18 protein-coding genes and 1 tRNA gene are annotated in these 21,597 nt (G+C 73.6%); 9 read left to right on the top strand and 10 right to left on the bottom strand.

Features of this window, described 5'->3' with window-relative positions; translation table 11 throughout:
* Window positions 1-99 precede the first annotated feature (99 nt).
* A complete protein-coding gene (locus tag DE149_RS04940) occupies window positions 100-1,020 on the bottom strand; it encodes a carbohydrate kinase (RefSeq protein WP_113914103.1) in 921 nt (306 codons plus the stop codon).
* A gap of 126 nt (window positions 1,021-1,146) precedes the next feature.
* Here DE149_RS04940 and DE149_RS04935 point away from each other — a divergent pair, with 126 nt between their 5' ends.
* A complete protein-coding gene (locus DE149_RS04935; RefSeq protein ID WP_113914102.1) occupies window positions 1,147-2,484 on the top strand; it encodes a uracil-xanthine permease family protein in 1,338 nt (445 codons plus the stop codon).
* 168 nt (window positions 2,485-2,652) lie between these two features.
* Here DE149_RS04935 and DE149_RS04930 read toward each other — a convergent pair whose 3' ends face one another.
* From DE149_RS04930 to DE149_RS04910, 5 genes are all read right to left on the bottom strand, one after another.
* Window positions 2,653-4,044 carry an aspartate aminotransferase family protein gene (locus DE149_RS04930; protein ID WP_113914101.1) on the bottom strand — a complete coding sequence of 464 codons (1,392 nt, stop codon included), beginning with the start codon at window positions 4,042-4,044 and terminating at the stop codon, window positions 2,653-2,655.
* 52 nt (window positions 4,045-4,096) lie between these two features.
* Window positions 4,097-4,999 (bottom strand): hypothetical protein, encoded by a 903-nt coding sequence (locus tag DE149_RS04925; protein WP_113914100.1) that lies wholly within the window; start codon window positions 4,997-4,999, stop codon window positions 4,097-4,099.
* A gap of 86 nt (window positions 5,000-5,085) precedes the next feature.
* Complete coding sequence (locus DE149_RS04920) at window positions 5,086-5,811, bottom strand: dienelactone hydrolase family protein (protein WP_113914099.1); 726 nt, start codon at window positions 5,809-5,811, stop codon at window positions 5,086-5,088.
* Window positions 5,812-5,883: 72 nt separating this feature from the next.
* Window positions 5,884-6,435, bottom strand: coding sequence for a YceI family protein (locus tag DE149_RS04915; protein ID WP_113914098.1), 552 nt, complete (start codon window positions 6,433-6,435; stop codon window positions 5,884-5,886).
* Between the two features lie 296 nt (window positions 6,436-6,731).
* Window positions 6,732-8,012: a Glu/Leu/Phe/Val dehydrogenase gene (locus DE149_RS04910; RefSeq protein WP_113914097.1), complete on the bottom strand. Its 1,281-nt coding sequence runs from the start codon at window positions 8,010-8,012 to the stop codon at window positions 6,732-6,734.
* A 344-nt stretch (window positions 8,013-8,356) separates the two neighbouring features.
* Between DE149_RS04910 and DE149_RS04905 the strand changes: the two genes are divergently transcribed.
* The gene (locus DE149_RS04905; protein WP_113914096.1) at window positions 8,357-9,322 is read left to right on the top strand and encodes a CoA ester lyase; all 966 of its coding nucleotides are present in this window, start codon (window positions 8,357-8,359) and stop codon (window positions 9,320-9,322) included.
* Window positions 9,323-9,432: 110 nt separating this feature from the next.
* Here the strand turns inward: DE149_RS04905 and tctA are convergent, their stop codons facing one another.
* Genes tctA through DE149_RS04890 form a run of 3 tightly spaced genes read right to left on the bottom strand, consistent with a single transcriptional unit; the run spans window position 9,433 to window position 12,504 of the window.
* Window positions 9,433-10,938 carry a tripartite tricarboxylate transporter permease TctA gene (gene tctA, locus DE149_RS04900; protein ID WP_063189186.1) on the bottom strand — a complete coding sequence of 502 codons (1,506 nt, stop codon included), beginning with the start codon at window positions 10,936-10,938 and terminating at the stop codon, window positions 9,433-9,435.
* Between the two features lies 1 nt (window position 10,939).
* Window positions 10,940-11,500: a tripartite tricarboxylate transporter TctB family protein gene (locus DE149_RS04895; protein WP_102708243.1), complete on the bottom strand. Its 561-nt coding sequence runs from the start codon at window positions 11,498-11,500 to the stop codon at window positions 10,940-10,942.
* Window positions 11,497-12,504: a tripartite tricarboxylate transporter substrate binding protein gene (locus DE149_RS04890; RefSeq protein ID WP_102708244.1), complete on the bottom strand. Its 1,008-nt coding sequence runs from the start codon at window positions 12,502-12,504 to the stop codon at window positions 11,497-11,499. The genes DE149_RS04895 and DE149_RS04890 overlap by 4 nt, the downstream gene beginning before the upstream one ends.
* Window positions 12,505-12,680: 176 nt before the next feature.
* Between DE149_RS04890 and DE149_RS04885 the strand changes: the two genes are divergently transcribed.
* The gene (locus DE149_RS04885) at window positions 12,681-13,031 is read left to right on the top strand and encodes a universal stress protein (RefSeq protein ID WP_041103511.1); all 351 of its coding nucleotides are present in this window, start codon (window positions 12,681-12,683) and stop codon (window positions 13,029-13,031) included.
* Window positions 13,032-13,123: 92 nt separating this feature from the next.
* On the opposite strand, the gene DE149_RS04880 is transcribed toward DE149_RS04885, so the two are convergent.
* Window positions 13,124-13,207, bottom strand: a tRNA-Leu gene (locus DE149_RS04880).
* Between the two features lie 250 nt (window positions 13,208-13,457).
* Between DE149_RS04880 and DE149_RS04875 the strand changes: the two genes are divergently transcribed.
* The 6 genes from DE149_RS04875 to DE149_RS04850 are packed head-to-tail and all read left to right on the top strand — an operon-like array spanning window position 13,458 to window position 21,583.
* Window positions 13,458-14,393, top strand: a complete 936-nt coding sequence (locus DE149_RS04875; RefSeq protein ID WP_113914095.1) for a DUF3662 and FHA domain-containing protein — start codon at window positions 13,458-13,460, stop codon at window positions 14,391-14,393.
* Entirely contained in the window at window positions 14,390-14,950 is a 561-nt protein-coding gene (locus DE149_RS04870; RefSeq protein WP_113914094.1) for an FHA domain-containing protein, read from the top strand. Before DE149_RS04875 ends, DE149_RS04870 begins: the two co-directional genes overlap by 4 nt.
* A gap of 3 nt (window positions 14,951-14,953) precedes the next feature.
* A complete protein-coding gene (locus tag DE149_RS04865; protein ID WP_113914093.1) occupies window positions 14,954-16,669 on the top strand; it encodes a PP2C family serine/threonine-protein phosphatase in 1,716 nt (571 codons plus the stop codon).
* Window positions 16,666-18,090 (top strand): FtsW/RodA/SpoVE family cell cycle protein, encoded by a 1,425-nt coding sequence (locus DE149_RS04860; RefSeq protein WP_036314455.1) that lies wholly within the window; start codon window positions 16,666-16,668, stop codon window positions 18,088-18,090. The genes DE149_RS04865 and DE149_RS04860 overlap by 4 nt, the downstream gene beginning before the upstream one ends.
* A complete protein-coding gene (locus DE149_RS04855; protein WP_036384638.1) occupies window positions 18,087-19,532 on the top strand; it encodes a penicillin-binding protein 2 in 1,446 nt (481 codons plus the stop codon). The genes DE149_RS04860 and DE149_RS04855 overlap by 4 nt, the downstream gene beginning before the upstream one ends.
* Window positions 19,529-21,583 carry a protein kinase gene (locus DE149_RS04850; protein WP_113914092.1) on the top strand — a complete coding sequence of 685 codons (2,055 nt, stop codon included), beginning with the start codon at window positions 19,529-19,531 and terminating at the stop codon, window positions 21,581-21,583. Before DE149_RS04855 ends, DE149_RS04850 begins: the two co-directional genes overlap by 4 nt.
* The last annotated feature ends 14 nt before the right edge of the window (window positions 21,584-21,597 follow it).

Below are 21,597 nucleotides of genomic sequence, written 5' to 3'. Positions count from 1 at the left end.
GGCGGGATCGTCTGCGTCTCTGACTCTTCTGGGGGCGTCCCCGCCCGCCGGAAGGGTCAGCTGCGCAACAGATTCGTGCGGGGACGGGAGGGCGTGGGGTCAGTCCGCCAGCTCGGCCCGCGTGGGCGGGTCCGCCCCCGGGCGGGAGGCCGTGATCGCCGACGCGCGGGAGGCGTAGATCAGCACCGACTCGACGTCGGCCGGGTCCATCGCGTGCAGGCGGCCGCGGTTCGCGGCGCCGAGCAGGGAGCGGTCGTCGAGGGCGGCGAGCAGGGCGGCGGTGAACGAGTCGCCGGCGCCCACGGTGTCCGCGACGTCCACGGGCACGATCGGGCGCTCCACCACGCCATGCGCGGTGACGGCCACGATGTCCTCGGCGCCGCGGGTCATCACCACGAACGCCGGGCCCATCTGCTGCCACGCCTGCAGCGACTCGCGCAGCGGGCGGTCCGGGTACAGCCACGCGATGTCCTCGTCCGAGGCGTGCACCACGTCCGCCAGCCGCACGGACTCCTCCGCGCGGGCGCGGGCGAACGCCCGGTCCGGCACGATCGTGGGCCGCACGTTGGGGTCGTAGCTGATGGTCGTGACCGCCGAGATCCGCTCGAGCAGGGCCATCACCTCGGCGTCGCCGGGGGCGAGCATGGTGGCGATGGAGCCGGCATGCATGTGGTGCAGCGGGCCGCCGGCGGCGTCGTCGAAGTCCCGGGCGAGCGCAGCGGCGGGCGGCAGCGTCCAGTCCAGCTCGAACTCATAGCTGGCGGCGCCCGTGGGGTCAAGGCGAGCGGTGGCCACGGAGGTGGCGGCGGAATCCTGCTCGAGCAGGCAGCGCACGCCGTTCTCCCGCAGGTGCGAGGCGATCATGTCCCCGTGCGCATCGCGGCCGAGGCGGCCGGCGAACAGGACGGGCCGCTCCAGCCGGCTCAGGCCCACGGCCACGTTCAGGGGGCTGCCCCCGACGTGCACGCGGGGGGTCGCGGTGTCCGAGACCACGACGTCGACGAGCGCCTCTCCGATCACACCACAGTACTGAGCCACGCGCCCCACGGTACCCTAATCACCGGCGCGGAACCGGGGCTGTGCGCAGGCTTCCAGGCCCCCGAGAAACGCCCGACACCCCCATCCTCGACCCCTCGGCAGGCGGCCATGTCCCCCACCCCCACCCGGCCCTCGCGCGGCCCCGGCTGGCGCCTCCACGGCGACGGCCGCACCATCACCCCGGGCACCGTCGTCGCCCCGGACGAGCGGCTGAGCTGGCCCCGGACCGTGGGCATCGGCGTGCAGCACGTGATGGCCATGTTCGGTGCCACCGTGCTCGTGCCCGCCCTGACCGGCATGCCCGCGACGACGGCGCTGCTCTTCTCCGGCCTCGGCACCCTGCTCTTCCTGGTCATCACGGGCAACCGCCTGCCCTCGTACCTGGGCAGCTCGTTCGCGTTCATCGCACCGCTGACGGCCGCCGCCACGATCGGCGGCACGGGGGCCGCGCTCGGCGGCATCCTCGTGACGGGCCTGCTGCTCACGGTGATCGGCGTGATCGTGCACCGCGCCGGCACCGGATGGATCCACGCGCTCATGCCGCCGGCGGTGATGGGCACGATTGTGGCCCTGATCGGCCTCAACCTCGCCGGCGCCACGACGACGGCCATGCAGGAGGTGCCGGTCACCACGTTCGGCACGGCCCTGGCGGTGGTGCTCACGGCCGTGACGTTCCGGGGGCTCCTGGGCCGCCTGTCCATCCTCGTGGGCATCGTGGTGGGCTACGTGCTGGCCCTCGCGCAGGGCCAGGTGGACTTCGCCGCCGTCCGGGAGGCCGCCTGGATCGGGCTGCCGCCCTTCCACGGCCCGGAGCTGCGATGGGACCTGCTGCCCCTGTTCCTGCCCGTGGTGCTCGTGCTGGTCGCGGAGAACATCGGCCATGTCAGGACCGTCGGGCTGATGACCAAGCGCGACCTGGACCCGCTCACCGGCCGTGCCCTGATCGCGGACGGCCTGTCCACCATGCTCTCCGGCGCGGGCGGCGGCGTCGGCACCACCACGTATGCGGAGAACATCGGCGTGATGGCCAGCTCGCGCGTCTACTCGACGGCGGCGTACTGGGTGGCCGGCCTGACCGCGATCGCCCTCGCGTTCCTGCCGAAGTTCGGGGCCGCCGTCGCCACCATCCCGGCCGGGGTGGCCGGCGGCGCGGGCATCATCCTCTACGGGATGATCGGCATGATGGGCGTGCGCATCTGGGTGCAGAACCGCGTGGACTTCTCCAACACCGTGAACCTCATGACGGCGGGTGCGGGCCTGATCATCGCGATCGCCGACCCCCAGCTCGTGGTCGGCGGGCTCGTGTTCGGCGGCATCACGCTCGGCACGGTCGCCGCCCTGGTGGTGTACCACCTCATGACGGCGATCGCCCGCGCCCGCGGCACCGAGCCGGTGCCCGAGGACGAGGAGCAGTTCGAGGCCTCGGAGGCCGGCCGGCTCGGCTGACCCCGGCCCCGGGCGCCCCGCCTCGCGCATCCCCGCGCCACGCGCACTTTCGGTCGTGAGATAGGGCCAATCTCACGACCGAAAGCGCTGAGAACCCCCATTTCACGTTCGAAAACGCGGGGTGGGCGGACTGGGGCGGGGCCGGGCGGGGCTGGGGGGCGGGTCCCGTCAGCCGGCCGCGACCTCCTCGTCGGCGAGGGCGAGGACCTGGTCGAGCACGTCGAGGCCGAAGCGCAGGTCCTCGTCCGAGATGTTCAGCGGCGGGCACAGGTGGAACCGGTTCTCGGCCATGAACAGCAGCAGCCCGCGGTCCTTCGCCTCGGCCATCATCCGCCCCATCACGGGCGCCACCTGACCGAGCGGGGCCAGCCGCTCCCGGGTCTGCCGGTCCTTCACCAGCTCGACGGCCCAGAACGCGCCGGCGCCGCGCACCTCGCCCACGCTCGGGTGGGCCGCGGCGATCTCGGCCAGGCGCGGCCCGATGATCTGATCGCCGATGCGCTTCGCATGGGCGACCATGCCCTCCTCCTCCATCGCGGTGATCGCGGCGACGGCGGCCGCGCACGCGAGGGGGTGGCCCGAGTAGGTCAGGCCGCCGGGGTAGGGCGTGGTCGCGAAGCTCTCGTAGACGTCGTCGCTCATGGCGACGCCGCCCAGCGGCACGTACCCGGAGTTGACCCCCTTGGCGAACGTGACGATGTCCGGGGTGACGCCCGTCAGCTGGTGGCCGAACCACTCGCCCACGCGGCCGAAGCCGACCATGACCTCGTCGATGATCAGCAGGATCCCGTGCTCGCGGCACAGCTCCCCGACGCCGGCCATGTAGCCCGGTGGCGGCAGGAAGATGCCCGCAGTGCCGGGGACGGCCTCGAGGATCACGGCGGCCACGGTGGAGGGGCCCTCGAGCTCGATCACGTCGCGCAGGTGGGCCAGCGCGCGCTCGGCCTCCTGCTCGTCGCTCTCCGAGCCGAACGCGGAGCGGTACGTGTACGCCGGCTGGAAGTGCACGACGCCGTCGGAGGCCGAGTCCGATCCCACGCGTCGCAGGGAGCCGGTCAGGTTCGCCGTCAGGCGCGTGGCGCCGTGGTACGAGAGGTACGCGGAGAGCACCTTGTGTCGGCCCGTGTGCAGGCGCGCCATCCGCACCGCGTGCTCGTTGGCCTCCGCGCCCGCGTTCGTGAAGAACACGTGGTTGATGGACTCCGGCAGCCGCTCCGTGATCAGCCGGGCCGCCTCGGACCGGGCGTCGTTGACGTGCTGCGGGGCCACGGTGGCCAGCGTCTCGGCCTGCTCCCGGATCGCGGCCACGATCTTCGGGTGGCGGTGGCCGACGTTCGTGAAGACGAGCTGCCCGCTGAAGTCGACCATGGGCCGACCCTCGCCGTCCCACACCCACGACCCCTCGGCGTCGAGGATGGTCATGGGTGTGAGGTCGCGCTGCGCGCTCCACGAGTGGAAAACGTGCGCGCGGTCGAGCTCGTGGGCGCGGCGGCCCCGCTCGATGGCCTCGTCGCTGATCCGGGGGTCCCGGCGGCCGACGTGCTGCTGATGCTCGGACATGCGCCCTCCTTGAGTGTGATGCGGCTCATTCCGAGCATAGGCGCGCCCGCCCTCAGCGCGAGCTGGCGCCCCGCCGCCCGCGCGCCACCCCCACGAACGCCTGCACGAGCTCCGAGTCGGCCGCCTTGAGCCAGGCCAGGGCGACGTCCCAGCCGGGGTGGCGGGCGTCGTCGTCGTGGCGCGCGGGATCCGGCCCGTCGACGACGGCGGCGCCCGCCTCCGCCTCGGCCCGCGCCTGCTCGTCCGCGAGCGCCGACCGCGTGGCGGCGGCCTCGCGGTCGGCGCGGGACAGGCCCACGGTGTCGTCGAGGGTGGAGGCCAGCGGCAGCACGATCACGTCCTTGCGGCCGAACATGCGGGCCACGGACATCGGCAGCACGACGTGGCCGGCGCCGGACGCGGCGATCTCCAGGGCCATCCGCTCGCCCGCGCCGGGCAGCTCGGCGGCGTCCATCGGCTCCGCGCTGGGGGCCGGGGCGAAGCGGGCGGGATCCAGCTCCTCGTCCGGGTCGAGCTCGGCGGGCGGCACCGGGCCGTCCGCGTCCACGTCCCACGCGGCGAGCAGGTGGTCCCTGCCCACGCACACCACCGGCAGCTCGGAGTACACGCCCACGAGGTGCACGTGCCGCGGGTCGACGCCGCCGGCGCGCAGGAACTCCTCGGCGGACACGTCGCGTCGACGCCGCACGTAGCCCAGCTGCGGCAGGAAGTGGCGGGGCTGACCGGCGTCGTCGTGGGCGAGGTGGGCCAGCTGGGCCGCGTCGTCGTGGTTGACGAGCTGCACCGCGCGCTGGCGCGTGGTGAACCGCTCCACCCACGTGGACGGCGTGGCCCCGGGGATGGTGGCCAGGAAGAGGGTCTCGGGCGGGACGGGCAGGTCGGCCGGTGGCGCGGGCGCGGGACGACGCCGGCCCTCGCCCCCGGCGCGGCCCGCGGGCTTCACGCCCTTGGCCACGCCGCGCCCGCCGCCGGAGCGGGTGGATCGGGCGGGGCCGCCCCTGCTCGCGCGGGACTTCCCGCCCCGGCCGCCACGGGAGCCGCTCAGCGGACCTTCTCCTTCAGGAAGGAGACGGCGCGGTCCCAGGCGAGGGCCGCGGCCTCGGGCCGGTAGTTGCCCTGGGGGTTCTCGTCGTTGTGGAAGGCGTGCGGGGCGTCGTAGTAGAAGTACTCGACGTCGGCCCCGGACTCCTCACGGATCTGCTGCTCCTGCTGCCGCGCGTCCTCGACGGGGAAGGAGTCGTCCTGCTCGGCGTAGTGGCCCTGGATGGCGGCGGTGACGCCGGAGAAGTCGCCGGGCACGCCCTGGCCCACGCCGTAGAACGGCACGGCGGCGGAGACCTTGTCCCCCTGCTGGGCCGCGAGGGCGAGCACGAAGCCGCCGCCCATGCAGAAGCCGATCGCCCCCACGGTCTGCGAGGTCACCTCGTCCCGGGCGAGCAGCCAGTCGACGGCGCCGGCCAGCTGGCGGGCGCCCTCCTCGGCGGGCAGGTTCTGCATCATCTCGCCGGCCTCGTCGCCGTCGTGCGCGATCCAGCCGCCGTAGAGGTCCGGGGCGAGCGCGACGAAGCCGAGGTCGGCGAGGCGGTCGCACACGTCCTTGATGTGGTCCACCAGGCCCCACCACTCCTGGATCACGATCACGCCGGGGCCCTTCCCGGAGGCGGGCAGCGCGAGGTAGCCGTGGCCCGTCCGGTCGCCGTCCTGGCCGGCGTCCTTCGTGGGCAGGTCGAACATGACGTTCTGGTGCGGGGTCTTCGAAGCCATCATGGGCCCCACCCTACGAGGAGACCGGGCCCCTCATCGAGGGACCCGGTCTCGCCGCGCGAGGTCGGCTCAGGCTCAGGCCTGGGCGTCGGCCTCGGGCAGCACGAAGGCGGCGCCGATCTCGAGCTTCACCTTGTCCGAGACCAGGAGGCCGCCGGCCTCGGTGGCCGCGTTCCAGGTCAGGCCGAAGTCCTTGCGGGAGATCTCGCCCGTGGCCTCGAAACCCACGCGGGTCACGCCGAAGGGGTCCTTGTCCTGGCCGCCGAACTCGGCCTCGAGCTCCACGGTCCGGGTGACGCCGTGCAGCGTCAGCTCCCCGACCAGGGTGAACTCCTCGGGCTCGCCGCGGACCTCGGTGGAGCGGAAGGTCATGGTGGGGAACTGCTCCACGTCGAAGAAGTCGGCGGAGCGCAGGTGGCCGTCGCGGCCCTCGTTCTTGGTGCTGATGGAGGCGACGTCGACGGTCACGTCCACGGAGGACTGGGCGAACTGCTCGGCGATGACGAGCTGGCCCTCCACGGCGTGGAAGGTGCCGCGCACCTTGGAGATGCCCGCGTGGCGGACGACGAAGTCGACGTCCGAGTGGGCGGCGTCGAGATTCCAGGTTCCGGTGGTGATGGCGTTCATGGGGTGCTCCTTCTGAAGCGGGTCTGTCTGGTGTGTCCGGGGTGGGCCGCCGCGGCGGCGATGGCTCCTGGGCCTCCGAACTTGTTTCAAATTCAAACATCATCCGGGCAGGCCGTCCACGCTTGATCGTCAAAATTCGAAATAGAGACGGAGGTCACGGTCCGGGGGCACATCAGGCCGCGTCCGCCCACGACGACGGCCCGGAACCTCCGGGGTTCCGGGCCGTCGGCCCGCGGGCGGGCAGCGGGGCCGCGCTCGGGCGGCCGGACGGGGTCAGGCGGCGGGGCCGCCCCCCGTCACGGGTAGAGGCCGCGGGTGCGGTGGGCCTCGGCCACGCGCTGGACAGCGGTCAGGGTGGCGGCCTCCCGCAGGCTCACGCGGCGACTCTCGGAGGTGGCCAGCACGGCCTGCCACGCAGCGACCATGCGCCGCTTCAGGCGCTCGTCCACCTCCTCGCGGCTCCACCAGTAGGCCTGGTTCGCCTGGACCCACTCGAAGTAGGAGACGATCACGCCGCCGGCGTTGGCCAGGATGTCCGGGACGACCAGGACGCCCTTCTCGGAGAGGATGCGGTCGGCCTCGCCCGTGGTGGGGCCATTGGCGCCCTCCACCACCAGCCGGGCGCGCACGCGCGGGGCGTTCTCCTCGGTCAGCACGGACTGCACGGCGGCCGGGACCACGAGGTCCACGTCCATCTCGAGCAGCTCGTCCGCGTCCATGGACACGGTGCCGGGGGTGTCCTTCACGGAGCCGGTGTCCCAGAGCTGCCTCTGCAGGGCGTCGTAGTGCAGGCCCTCGTCGTCGCGCACGGCGCCGTACTGGTCGGACACGGCCACGACCTTCACGCCGGCCGCCTCGAGCAGCTCGACCGTGCCGGCGCCGACCTTGCCGAAGCCCTGGACCGCGGCCGTCGCCTGCGACGGCTCGATGCCGAGGTGCTCGAGCGCGGCGAGCGCCACGTGGACCACGCCCGCCGAGGTGGCGGAGGCGCGGCCCAGCGAGCCGCCGAGCGAGACGGGCTTGCCGGTGACCACGCCGAGCGTGGTGTGGCCGACGTTCACCGAGTAGGTGTCCATCATCCAGGCCATGGTCTGCTCGTCCGTGCCCACGTCCGGGGCGGGGATGTCCACCTCGGGGCCGATGATCGGCTGGATCTCGGAGGTGTAGCGACGGGTGACGCGCTCGAGCTCGGCCTTCGAGTACTGGCGCGGGTCGATGGTCACCCCGCCCTTGGCGCCGCCGTAGGGCACGTCCAGCAGGGCGCACTTCCAGGTCATCCACATGGCCAGTGCGCGGACCTCGTCCAGGTCCACGTCCAGGCTGAAGCGCACGCCGCCCTTGGCCGGGCCGCGGGAGAAGTTGTGCTGCACGCGGTAGCCGCGGAGCACCTCGGTGGAGCCGTCGTCGCGGCGCAGGGGGATGGAGACGGCCATCTCGCGGCGGGGGGCGGCGAGCATCTGGTGCAGGCCCTCGTCGTAGCCGAGCGTCTTCACGGCGGCGGAGAGCTGGGCCAGGGCGTTGTCGAGCGGGGAGGACGGCGCCGTCACGGCCTCGTCCTCGGCGGGGATCCTCGTCATTGAGCGTCCTCGTGGTCCGGTGGGCAGGGGTGTGTCGCGGCCCGACCGACGCGCGGAGGGCCGCGCCCCATTGCGCGGCCGACGTCGTCCGGACCCCGATGAACGCTACGCGCTCCCCCCGCACCCGTCACCCCTTCTGAGCCGAGATCCACGCCCACCCGGGTGACGTCGGACACAGCGGCGTGTACTGTGCTGTGGACGCGCCGCACACCCGCGGCGCCCTTCGGCGTCGAACCGACGCCGCTCGCTCAGGGCCCACCTGGTCCGTCCCCCGGCCGTCCGCCGCGCGAGGCACCCCGCCCGCGACCTCGGCCCGACGCCCCAGCCCCGTGAAGGAGCCCCTCATGACCGTGACCCTGCCCGCCGCGATCACCCCCTCCCCCGCGTTCCAGCCCGTGCCCGGCCAGCGCATCGACCCGGAGCTCGCCCGCTCCTGGCTGCTGGTCAACGCCGCCCAGCCCGAACGGTTCCAGCCCGCCGAGGACTCGGCCGCGGACATCGTCATCCTCGACATCGAGGACGCCGTGGCCCCCAAGGACAAGGACCAGGCCCGCGCGGACGCCGTCGCCTGGCTGACCTCCGGGCACACCGGCTGGGTGCGGCTCAACGGCTACGGCTCGCGGTGGTGGGAGCAGGACGTCGAGGCGCTCGCCGCGGCCCTGCCCGCGCACCTGGGCGGGCCGGTCTCCGAGGGCGGCCTGGCCGGCGTCGTGCTGGCGATGGTGGAGTCCACGGACCACGTGAACGAGACCGCCCGACGGCTGCCCGGCGTGCCCGTCGTGGCGCTCGTGGAGACGGCGCGCGGGCTGCAGCGGATCGACTCGATCGCCGCCGCGAAGGGCACGTTCCGGCTGGCCTTCGGGATCGGCGACTTCCGCCGCGACACCGGCCTGGGCGAGTCGCCGATGGCGCTGGCGTACACGCGGTCCCAGTTCACGATCGCGGCGCGGGCCACGGGGCTGCCGGGCGCGATCGACGGGCCGACCGTGGGCTCCACCGGCGTGAAGCTCGCCGAGGCGACGGCGGTGACCGCGGAGTTCGGCATGACCGGCAAGCTGTGCCTCGCGCCGGAGCAGTGCTCGGCCGTGAACGAGGGGCTCAGCCCGTCCCAGGAGGAGCTGGCGTGGGCCCACGAGTTCCTCGCGGACTTCGAGGCCGACGGCGGCGAGATCCGCAACGGCTCCGACCTGCCCCGCAAGGCGCGCGCGGAGAAGATCCTCGGGCTGGCCGCCGCGTTCGGGGTGCACTCCACGCGGTATCCGGACCAGGACAACGCGATCACGGCGCCGTCGGACACGTACCACTACTGAGCGGGCCGCCGCCCACCAGAAACGCGGGTTGAGTTGTCACGGGTGCGGAGGCCGCACACCGGTGACAACTCAACCCGCGTTGCCTCGGGGGACGTGGATCCCTCCTCCGCTCACACGTCCTGGCGCGTCCGGCGCACGACGGCGGCCCGCACGGAGAACGCCACCACGAGCACGAGGATCCCGTAGATCACCCACGTGATGGGGGTGGAGACGAGCACGGCCGGGTCGCCCACCGAGCTGAGCAGGGCGTCGCGCAGGCTGGTCTCCGCGAGCGGGCCGAGCACCATGCCGATCATCAGCGGCGCCAGCGGGTAGCCGTACCGCCGCATCAGGAAGCCCAGCACGCCGATCCCCAGGAGCATCAGCAGGTCGAACACCGCGCCCGTGGTGGCGTAGATGCCCAGCCCGCAGAACAGCGTGATCCCCGCATAGAGGTAGTGCTTCGGGATGAGCAGGAGCTTGGCCCACAGCTGCGCGAACGGCAGGTTGATCGCCAGCAGCACGACCATCGCGATGAAGAAGCTCGCCAGCAGCGCCCACACGAGGTCCGGGCTGCGGTCGAACAGCAGGGGGCCGGGCTGCAGCCCGTACTGGCGGAACGCCGCCAGCATGATGGCCGCCGTCGCGGAGACGGGCAGGCCGAGCGTGAGCAGGGCACCCATCGCCATGCCGGTGGTCGAGTTGCCCGCGGCTTCGGGGGCCGCCAGCCCGCGGATCGCGCCGCGGCCGAACTGCGGATGCGCCCGGCGCCGGTCCAGGCGCCGCTCGGCCGAGTACGCCAGGAACGTCGGCACCTCGGAGCCGCCCACCGGCACGATGCCGAACGGCAGGCCGATCGCCGTGCCGCGCAGCCACGCCGGGGCGGCCTCGCGGAACTCGGCGCCCGACAGCCACGGCCGGCCGGTGCGGCGGATGCGCAGGTCCTCGTGCTCGCGGCGCACCCGGGAGGCCACGTGGAACACCTCGCCGAGCGCGAGGATCGCCACCGTGACGGTCACGAGCGGGATGCCGTCGAACAGCTGCGGGGAGCCCATCGTGAAGCGCTCGGCGCCGGTCACCGCATCGATCCCGACGACGGCGATGCCCAGTCCCAGCACCAGGGAGGCCAGGCCGCGCAGCACCGAGTCCGCGACCACCGAGGAGGTGGCCACGAACGCGAAGAGCGCGAGCGCGAAGTACTCCGCGGGGCCGAATCTCGTGGAGAACTCCGCCAGCACGGGGGCGAGGAACACGACGCACACCGAGGCCACCATGCCGCCGATGAAGGCGCCGAGCGCCGCCGTCGCCAGGGCCTGGGCCGCCCGGCCGTCCTGAGCCATGCGGTGGCCCTCGAACGTGGAGGCGATGGCCGAGGCCTGGCCGGGGGTGTTCATGAGGATGGCCATGGTGGAGTCGCCGAAGAGGCCGCCGAAGTACACGCCGGAGAACATGATGAACGCGGCGGTGGGCTCGAGGGCGAAGGTCATGGGCAGCAGCAGGGCCACGGCCATCGAGGAGCCGAGTCCGGGCATCACGCCGACCGCGGTGCCGAGCAGACAGCCCAGCACCACCCAGAGCAGGTTCATCGGGGTGAGGGCTCCGGCGAAGCCCTCCATGAGGAGTCCGAGGGTCTCCATGTCAGAAGCCACCTCCCAGGATGCCCGAGGGCAGGGTCAGGCCCAGGGCCACCGCGAAGCCGAGGTAGGCCAGCGAGGAGACGAACAGGGCGACGAGGATGTCGAACACGGGATGCGGGGCGCCGAACGCGCGGGTGACGCACCAGAACAGCAGCGCCCCGGCGAGGATCCACCCCAGCCAGGGCAGCAGGACGGCGAACGCGAGGAAGCCGAGGAAGCACCAGGCCAGCGCGCCGAAGTCCGAGTGGAACAGGGTCAGCGGACCGGCCGCCTGGCCGACCTCGCCGTCCGCGTCGGCCTGCCCCTCGGGGGCCTGGCGCACGCGCACGACCTCCACCGCGAGCGCGGCGGCGATCACGAGGCCCGCGACCGCGAGGATCAGCGGGAAGAAGTCCGGGCCGGGGAAGTCGGCGCCCTCGGTGTCCATGGCCAGGGATCCCAGCAGCAGGTAGAGGCTGAACGCGGCCAGCACGGCCGGCATGACGAGCGCGGAGAGCCCGGCGGCGCGTCCCCAGCGGGAGGGGGCGTCGGCGGCGGGGGAGACGGTGGATGCCTGGCTCACTTGACCTCCTCCGTCAGCGTGCCGATGCGCTCCTTCTCGGCGGCGATGAACTCCTCGAGTTCGGTGCCGGAGAGGGGCACGGGGTTCCAGTAGTTGCGCTGCACCGCCTCCTTCCACTCGGGGGTGTCGACCGCCTCGGCGATGAGGGCCTCGAGCTCGGTGCGCTCCTCCGCGGAGATGCCCGGTGGCGCGAACAGGGCGCGCCAGTTGGTGAGCGTGACGTCGTAGCCCTGGGAGCGCAGGGTCGGGATCTCCTCCACACCGGCCAGCGGCTCGGCCGCCACCACGCCGAGGGCGCGCAGTCGGCCGGCCTCGACCTGCGGGTAGATGTCCGCGAAGCCGCCGGCGGAGGCCTGGGCGGTGCCGTTGAGCAGGGCCTGGATGGCCTCGCCGCCGCCGTCGGACGGGATGTAGGTGGTGTCCGCGACCGGCACGCCGGCCGTGCGGGCGATGTCCGCCATGACGAGTTGGTCGAAGGAGCCGCCGCCGGTCCACGCCACGTGGGCGGGGTCGACGCGCCAGGCGGTCACCAGGTCGTCCATGGTCTGATACGGCGAGTCCGCCGGGACCACCACGAGGCTGTACTCCTCGACGACGCGGCTGACCGCGGTGACCTGGGAGAGCTCGGGGCCGGTGCCACGGGCCGCGTGGGCGGCGATCTGGCCGGTGCCGCCCACCATGAGGTTGTTCGCGTCCTCGAGCGTGGTCAGCTGACCGAGGGCGATGTTGCCACCGGCGCCGGGAATGTTGACCACCTGGACGTTGTTCACGAGCCCGTTGACGCGCATGGCCTGCTGCAGCTCGCGCTGGAACGAGTCCCAGCCGCCGCCGGCGGCCGCGGGGGCGATGAGGGTCAGGTTGGTGCGGATGTCGTTGCCTCCCGAGGCCGAGCGGATGGAGAAGGCGGAGGCCGCGAGCACGGTGAGCACCGCGATCACACTGAAGACGATCCGGCCGATCCCCGTGCGTCGGCGCGGGGGGCCGTCGGGGGAGGTGGAGGACATGGCGGTTCCTAACAGAGACACCCCGCCGCCAGGGAGTGGCGCCGGGGACAGGTGCGAGTGGTGGAGGTCACGGTAGCAGTGGGGCGGGGCGGCGTGCACTCTGCGTCCGCAGAGTGACCGACGACAACCGGTCCGGGTGGTGACGGGGGCCGCGTCCATGACGCACAGTGGTCCCCATGACGATCATCAGCACCGGAACCAGCACCCCCGAGAGCGCCGCGGCCTGGCGGGCCGCCCTGGCCGAGGCAGCCCTGCGCGGAGAGGACGTGGTCTGGTTCTCCCTCGACGGGACCGAGCCGGACGAGGCGGAGGCGCGCGAGGCCGGCGTCGTCGCGTCCGTGGCGCACGCCCAGGAGCGCGGCCGGGACGCCGTCGGCGACCTGCTCGAGCACGCCGAGCGCGTGGGCGCGAGCCGGATCGTGGTGGGCGTGAAGCACCGCTCCCCCGTGGGCAAGCTGCTGCTGGGATCGGCCGCGCAGCAGATCATCCTCGAGGCGCGCGTCCCGGTGGTGTGCGTCAAGCCGTGAGGGCCGGCGTCGGGCGGGCGGCCCTGCGCCCGGACCAGCCCGGGAACGCCGAAGGCCCCGGAACCGTGTGGTTCCGGGGCCTTCGTCCTCGGTGCGCGAGGGGGGACTTGAACCCCCACGTCCTTGCGAACACTGGCACCTGAAGCCAGCGCGTCTACCAATTCCGCCACTCGCGCGAGCGGCTTCCTGCTCTCAGCCCCGGACATCCGGCGACCGTCACAGGCAGCGAGGAATACTCTAACCCCCGCTCGCCCGGGCGCGCAAATCGGCCCCGACGCCCGCCCCCGCGTCCCCACCACCCCCGCGGCTCGCCCCCTCCGGCACCTCTCCCACCCGCGTTCCACCCGGCAGGATCCCGCTGTTCTCGGCGGTCTCCCAGCCCGGCCCGTAGTATCGGGACGGACAACTGTGGAAAGGGGCCCCGTCGTGGGACTTCTGGACAACCTCGAACGCGGCCTCGAGCGGGTCGTGCGCTCGGCCTTCTCGGCCGGCGGTCCGCGGGCGGTCAAGCCGGTGGAGATCGCCTCGGCCCTGCGGCAGGCGATGGACGACGAGTCTCTCGCCCTGTCGGAGGGCCACACGGTCGCGCCCAACAGCTACGTGGTCCACTTCTCCCCCGCCGACTTCGAGCGCGCCCGCTCGTGGGGGTCCACCCTCGCCAGCGAGCTGTGCGACGAGGTCATCCGCCACGCCGACTCCCAGGGCTATGCGCTGCCCGGCACGGTCCGGGTCGCCTTCCACCCGGACGCGGACGTGCGCGCCGGGGACCTGCGCGTGGTCACCCGCCTGGACGACGGCTCGCTCACCGCCCCGGCCCCCCACGACGACGGCGCCTCGCCCGCCACCGCCCACGGCCCGGGAGCCTCCGCCGCGGCGCCGGACCGACTGGTCGAGGACCTGCCGGCGGCCGCGCCCCGTGAGCCCTCCCCCGCCCCGCGCGTCGGACCCCGTCCGGCGCCCCGCCGGGCCGCCGCCCCGGCCGCGCCCGCCGCCCCGGCCGCGCCCGCCGCCCCCGCCCACGCCGACCAGCCGACCGTCGTGATGGGCCGCCCCGTGACCGGGCCCGCCGGCCCGGCCCTCGAGCTGGACGGCCGCATGCTCCCCCTGGACGGGGACGACCTCATCCTCGGCCGCTCGGCCGAGCGTGCCGACCTCGTGATCCCGGACTCCTCGGTGTCCCGCGAACACCTGCGCCTGCTCACCGTCGGCTCCACGGTCACGCTCCTGGACCTGGGCAGTCGCAACGGCGTGCTCGTCAACGGCCGCCGCGTGGACGGCTCCGTCACCCTGCGCGACGGGGACGTGGTGACCGTCGGCCAGACCGAGCTGCTGTTCTTCGGCGGGACGGGGGGCCGCGCATGAGCGAGCTCGCCGTCGCCGTGCTCCGCATGGGCCTGCTGCTGGCCCTGTGGGTGCTGATCATCTCCATCGTCATGGCGCAGGGCCGCGACCTCGTGGTCGGCCGACGCAACAAGACACGCCTCCAGCAGGCCCAGCGCGACGCCGGCCTGGTCACCGCGGTGCCCGCGGCCGGGGCCGCCGGGGCGGGCTCGTCCGCGGTCGACCGCCCCGCGCCCGCGTCGACGCCGTCCCCCGCCGCGTCCGCGCCGACGACGCCGGCCCCGCGGCTGTCCCGGACTCTGCGGGTGGTCGAGGGCCCGAAGGCCGGGCAGACCATCGCCCTGGAGGGCCGTCCCCTGCTGATGGGCCGCGCCCAGGACGCCGACCTGGTGCTCGTGGACGACTACGCCTCCGGCCGCCACGCCCGGCTGTTCCCCCAGGGCACCCGCTGGTTCCTCGAGGACCTCGGCTCCACGAACGGCACCTACGTCAACGGCGCCCCCGTGACCCGCGCGCTGCCCGTGGGCCCCGGCACGGCCATCCGCATCGGCAAGACCGTCATGGAGCTCGAGGCCTGACCCATGACCCTCGTCCTCCGCTACGCCGCCCGCTCCGACGTCGGCCGCGTCCGTGCCAAGAACGACGACTCCGCCTACGTGGGCCGTCATCTGGTCGTGCTCGCGGACGGCATGGGCGGGCACGTGGGCGGCGACGTGGCAAGCGCGTCCACGGTGCTGGATCTGGCCCCGCTGGATGCGGTGGGCTACGAGGACCCGGCCACGGTGCTGCCGGACGAGATCCAGAACGCCAACCTGATCCTCAACGAGCTGGTGCACGCCAACCCCAAGCTCGCCGGCATGGGCACCACGTGCACCGCCGGCCTGCTCGCGGGGACCACGCTGCACATCGCGCACATCGGCGACTCCCGTGCCTACCGGCTCGCGGACGGCGAGTTCTCCCAGGTCACCACGGACCACACGTTCGTGCAGAAGCTCGTGGACGAGGGGCGCCTCGAGGCCGGGGAGGCCCCGTTCCACCCGAACAAGAACGTGCTCATGCGCGTGCTCGGCGACGTGGACGCCTCCCCCGAGCTGGACGTGTTCGAGGTGCCCGTCGCCCCCGGAGAACGGTGGCTGTTCTGCTCGGACGGCCTCACGGACGTGGTCCCCCCCGAGAAGATCCACGAGGTGCTGCGGGACTCGGAGGCTCTCAACCAGGCCGTCGACACCCTCGTGGACCTCACCCTCAAGGGCGGCGCCCCGGACAACGTCACCGTGGTGGCGTTCGAGATCGCGGAGGGCACGGCGGAGGAGCTGGCCCCCGTCCCGGACGTCCACCTGTCCGAGCAGGCCCTCGCCGCCGCCCACCCGCCCGAGGTCGGCCCGGTCTCCGGCCTGCTGCTGCGCGAGGACCTGGACGCACGGCCTCACCTGCTCGTCGGCGCGGCCTCCAACGCCGTGAAGACCGATCGCATTCCCGTGGTCACCCGCAGCTCCACGCGCCGCCGTGCCGCCGCCCTGCTCGGCGAGACGCCCGTGCCGGAGAACCGTCCCCGGCGCACCGCGGCCGTCCTCACGGACGGGCCGGATCCCGCCGCCGCCCCGCGCCCGGACGCCTCCGTCCCGCCCGCCGCGCCGAGCGGCACCGCTGCCGCCGCCGGCTCCTCCTCCGCCGCCACACCGGCCGCCACCGCTGCCGACCACCCGTCCGACGAGGCCGCCGAGCCGATGACCACGGCCCCCACCCCGGCCCCGGCGACCGCCGGGCCCGCCGGCGGCCCCGAGGACGGGGCCGCGCGTCGGCGGCGTGGAAAGGACGACCGCCCGGTGCAGTACCGCCGCGGCTGGTTCATCCCCGTGTTCACCACGCTGCTCGCCCTCACCCTCGCGGCCGTGGCCGTGTGGGGCTACCTGTGGACCCAGACGCAGTACTACGTGGGGGCCAACGACGGCCGGATCGCCGTGTTCAAGGGCGTCTCCCAGCGGCTGGGCCCGCTCGAGCTGTCCCACGTGGACCGCCAGACCGACCTCCCGGTGGACGCGCTGCCCGCGTACGCACGCGACCGCGTGAACGCCGGCATGCCCGCCCGGGACGTGGACCACGCGGAGCAGATCGTCGCCGAGCTGCGCGACTCGCTGCACCCGAACGCCCCCGCCCCCGCCGGTGAGCCCTCCGAGCGGGCCCGGCCGAGCACGACGCCGTCGTCGTCCTCCGCCCGCCCCTCGGACGCGTCCGGCTCCACCGCGCCGACGAGCCCGGCGTCGTCCCCGAGCGCGACGGGAGGTGAGGCCCCGTGACCGAGGTGATCTCCCCCGCACGCCCGCGCCGGAACATCGAACTGGTCCTGCTGCTGGCCGCCCTGGCCATCGCCCTGGGGGCGGACCTGCTGGGCATGATCGGCACGGACGCCCCGCTGGACTCCACCGCCTGGGTGCCGCTGGGCGTCTTCGGCGCCGCCACCCTCGTGCTGCACGTGGTCCTGCGGCTGCGGGCCCCCTACGCGGACCCGTTCATGCTGCCGATCACCGCCCTGCTCAACGGGCTGGGCCTGGCCATGATCCACCGGCTGAGCCAGGACGCCGCGATGGCCAACCCCACCTCGCAGCTCGTGTGGTCCGTCCTGGCCGTCCTGGTGGCCTCCGCCCTGGTGTTCCTGGTGCGCGACCACCGGGTGCTGCGGCGCTGGCCCTACCTGTTCCTCGCCGCGTCCGGCGTGCTGCTGCTCCTGCCGCTCGTGCCCGGGCTGGGCCTGAGCATGTACGGGGCGCGGATCTGGATCGACGTCGGATTCGGCACCTTCCAGCCCGGCGAGATCGCCAAGATCACGCTGGCCATCTTCTTCGCCGGCTACCTCTCCGCGAACCGCGACCTGATCCTGCTGGCCGGCCGCCGTGTGGGCCCGGTGACCTTCCCCCGAGCCCGGGACCTCGGCCCGTTGCTGGCCGGCTGGCTCCTGGCGCTCGGCGTGCTCGTGTTCCAGCGCGACCTGGGCTCGGCCCTGCTGTTCTTCGGCATGTTCATGGCGATGCTCTACATCGCCACGTCCCGCGCCTCCTGGATCCTCCTCGGCCTGGGCCTGATCGCCTTCGGCGCGGCGCTGGCGTTCCTGTTCATGCCGCACGTGACCGCCAGGTTCGAGATCTGGCTGAGGGCCTTCGACCCCGAGATCTACCATCGCGACTTCGGCGGCTCCTACCAGGTGGTCCAGGGCCTGTTCGCGATGGCCTCAGGCGGGCTGATGGGCACCGGCCTGGGCGCGGGCAACCCCACCCAGGTGCCGCTGTCCTTCTCGGACATGATCCTCACGGCCATCGGCGAGGAGCTCGGCTTCGTGGGCCTGGCCGCCGTGCTCGTCCTGTACCTCCTGCTCGTCACCCGCATGATGCGCGCCGCCCTCGGCGTGCGCGACGCGTTCGGCAAGGTGCTCGCCTCCGGCCTGGCCTTCACCATGGCGTGGCAGGTGTTCGTGGTGATGGGCGGCGTGACCCTCGTGCTGCCGCTCACCGGCCTCACGACGCCGTTCCTCGCCGCCGGCGGCTCGTCGCTGCTGGCCAACTGGATCATCGTGGGGCTCGTGCTGCGCATCTCGAACGCCGCCCGCCGTCCCGTGGTCGTGGACGGGATGGTCAACGCGTCCGGGCCCGGCGCCGGCCACCTCGACCCCGGCACGGCGCTCCCGGCGGCGGCCGTGCCCCCGGGAGGAGGTGAGGAGCGGTGAACGAGGCGATCCGACGCACGTGGACCGTCATGGCGGCCATGATCCTGGTGCTCGCGCTGGCCGCGTCCGTCATCCAGGTGCTGGCCGCGGACCAGCTCAAGACGCACGCCCTGAACTCGCGGCAGATGTTCCTGGAGTTCGGCGCCCCGCGCGGGCCGATCCTCGTGGACGGCGAGCCGATCGCCGAGTCCGTCCCCTCCGACGACGCGTACCACTACCAGCGCGTCTACCACGAGCCCGAGCTGTACGCCCCGCTCACAGGCTTCTATTCGCTCACCTACGGCACCGACGGGCTGGAGGCGGCCATGAACGAGCAGCTCTCCGGCACCCCCACGTCCCAGTTCGTGGACCGCGCCATGGAGATCATCACGGGTGCCACGCCTGAGGGCGACCAGGTGGAGCTGACGATCGACCCCGAGCTGCAGCGCCTGGCGTACGACGCGCTCCCGGACGGCGTGCGCGCCTCCGCCGTGGTCACGGACCCGACGACAGGCGAGATCCTGGCCATGGTGTCGAAGCCGAGCTTCGACTCCAACGCGCTCTCCTCGCACAGCCCGGCCGAGGCGCAGGCGGCCATGGCCGCGATCGACCAGATCCCCGGTGCCAGCGCGTACCGCAACCGCGCCGCGGAGCAGCTCGTGTCCCCCGGCTCCACGTTCAAGCTGATCGACGCGGTGGCCATGCTCGAGTCCGGTGACTACACCCCGGACGGGACGGTGGACATCCCCGCCGCGTGGACGCTGCCCGGCACGACCACGGAGCTGCCCAACTACGACGGCTCACCGTGCAACACCGTGGGGCGTCAGACCCTCACGTGGGCGCTGGCGCAGTCCTGCAACACGCCGTTCGCCATGGCCGCCGTCGAGCTGGGCCAGGACCGGATCCGGGAGGTCGCCGAGCGGTTCGGCTTCAACGACTCCTTCGACTACCCGCTGCCCGTGACCGGCTCCGTGTTCCCCTCCGACCTGGACGACGCCGCGCTGGCGCAGTCCTCGATCGGCCAGCGGGACGTGCAGGCCACCGCGCTGCAGATGGCTATGGTGGCCGCCGGCATCGCGAACGACGGCGTGGTCATGGAGCCGCAGCTGATCAAGGCGGTCCGCCGTTCGGACCTCACCACGGTGCAGGAGTTCAGCCCCCGTGAGCGCGGCCGGGCCACGACCCCCGAGGTGGCCGGGCAGGTCTCGGACATGATGGTCTCGGCGGTGGAGGACGGCATCCTGGGATCCGTGCAGTCGGACACGGTGCGGATCGCGGCGAAGTCGGGCACGGCCGAGGTCGGGGACACGGGCAACGTGCACTCCTGGATCACCGGCTTCGACGCGAGCGAGAACCCCCGGGCGGCCGTGACGATCGTGGTGGAGGACGAGCCGCCGGGGGTTGGACATCAGACAGTCGTCAGTGGCATGAAGGCAATCATGGAAGCGGTGGTCACGGAATGAGGCCGACATCGGGCATCACCCTCGGCGGCAGGTACCAGCTGACCGATCGCATCGCGATCGGCGGCATGGGCGAGGTGTGGAAGGCGCGGGACAAGGTCCTGGGCCGGAACACCGCCGTGAAGATCCTCAAGGAGGAGTACACGGGTGACCCCAACTTCCTGCGCCGCTTTCGGGCGGAGGCCCAGCACACCGCGCTGCTGAACCACCCCGGCGTCGCCAACGTCTACGACTACGGCGAGGAGGAGGGCTCCGCCTACCTCGTCATGGAGCTCGTGCCGGGCCAGCCGCTGTCCTCCATCCTCGAGAAGGAGAAGGTGCTCTCCCCCGAGCGGACCCTGCGGATCATCGCGCAGACGGCGGCCGCGCTCTCGGCGGCCCACGCCCAGGGGCTCGTGCACCGCGACGTCAAGCCCGGCAACCTCATGATCACGCCCACCGGCCGGGTGAAGGTGACGGACTTCGGCATCGCGCGCCTGGCGGACCAGGTCCCGCTCACGGCCACCGGCCAGGTGATGGGCACCGCCCAGTACCTCGCGCCCGAGCAGGCCACGGGGCAGCAAGCCACCGGCTCCTCCGACCTCTACTCGCTGGGCATCATCGGTTACGAGGCCCTCGCCGGGCATCGCCCGTTCACGGGCGAGTCCCAGATCGCGATCGCCCTCGCCCAGGTCAACGACACCCCGCCGCCCCTGCCGGACACCGTCCCGGCCCCGGTGCGCGCCCTGATCATGTGCATGCTCTCGAAGGACCCCCGGGAGCGGCCCTCGGACGCGACCGCGCTCTCGGAGGCCGCCGACGCGCTGCGCCGCAAGGACACCTGCGGCGCCGTGGAGGCCGTGCCCGGCCTGGCCGTCTTCCTCGAGGAGCAGGGCGTGGCCGACCCCTCGGGCGCCGAGACCGCTCCCCTGGACTACGACGGCATGCGCACCACCCATCCCCGCGCCGAGGGCATCCGGACGGACGGCTCCCCCGCCACCGCGGCGCTGCCGGTGACCGCGGCCCAGCCCCGCACCGACGACGACGCCCGCGGCCCCGGCGCCGCCGGTGCGGCGGCCGTGGGCGCGGCCGGTGCGGCCGGCGCCGCCGCGAGCGCGAGCACGCGCGACCACGAGATCGCCGCCGTGCGCGACCAGCAGACCCGCCCGGGCGACGTCGTGGACCCGGGCCCGCCCGCCGGGGGCGGCTCCGCGCCCGCCCGCCGGCGACGCGCCAACCCCTGGCCGCTGTGGGCGCTGCTCGGTCTCGTGGTGTTCGCCCTGTTGGGGGCGCTGCTGTGGCCGCTGCTCACGGGTGGCCGCGGCGACGGCGGCTCGGCGCCGGCGACCTCGCAGGAGGAGTCGTCCGTGAACGTGGACCCGGAGGCGTACAAGGGTCGCCCCGTGAGCGAGGTGCGCGCCGAGCTCGAGGGCCTCGGCCTGGCGGTGCGCGAGGAGGACCGCGACGCGCAGAGCCCGCAGGGCACCGTCGAGGAGATCAACCCCGTGGGGGCGCTGCAGCGCGGTGAGACCGTCACGCTGGCCGTCTCCACCGGGGAGGGCGTCATCCCGGAGGGCCTCGTGGGCCAGCCCGTGGACAGCGCGATCCAGACGCTGCGCGACCGCGGCTTCACCGTGGACCGGGTGGACGACCCGTCCGCCGACGGCGCCGACGGCGAGGTGGTGCGCGTGGTGCCCGGCGAGGGCGAGCGTCACCGCTATGACACGCACGTGCAGCTGATCGTGGCCACCGGCGGGTCCGACGCCGCGCCGACCCGCGAGGCCTCCCAGCCCGCCTCGGAGCCGGAGCCCAGCGCGTCGGAGGAGCCGAGCAGCGAGCCGAGCCCGTCGGCCTCGGACGAGCCCAGCCCGTCCCCCACCGCCGAATCCCCGACGGCCACCGCCGACCCGGAGCCCATGCCGGAGCCGACCGAGGAGCCGACGACACCCACGGGGGATCCGACGACGGAGTCCTCCGGCGAGTCCACGGCGCCGACGGGCCAGCCCACCACCGACCCGTCCGCTGACGCGCGTGGTGCGGAGGCCTCGTCCGCCGACGCCACGCCCTCCGCTTGAGCGGCGGGCGGGAC

This window comes from Micrococcus sp. KT16 (assembly GCF_003315015.1).
In the GTDB taxonomy this organism is placed as follows: Bacteria; Actinomycetota; Actinomycetes; order Actinomycetales; family Micrococcaceae; genus Micrococcus; species Micrococcus luteus.
Note: the sequence above shows the minus strand (reverse complement) of the source record. Positions and strands in the feature narration are given on the sequence as shown.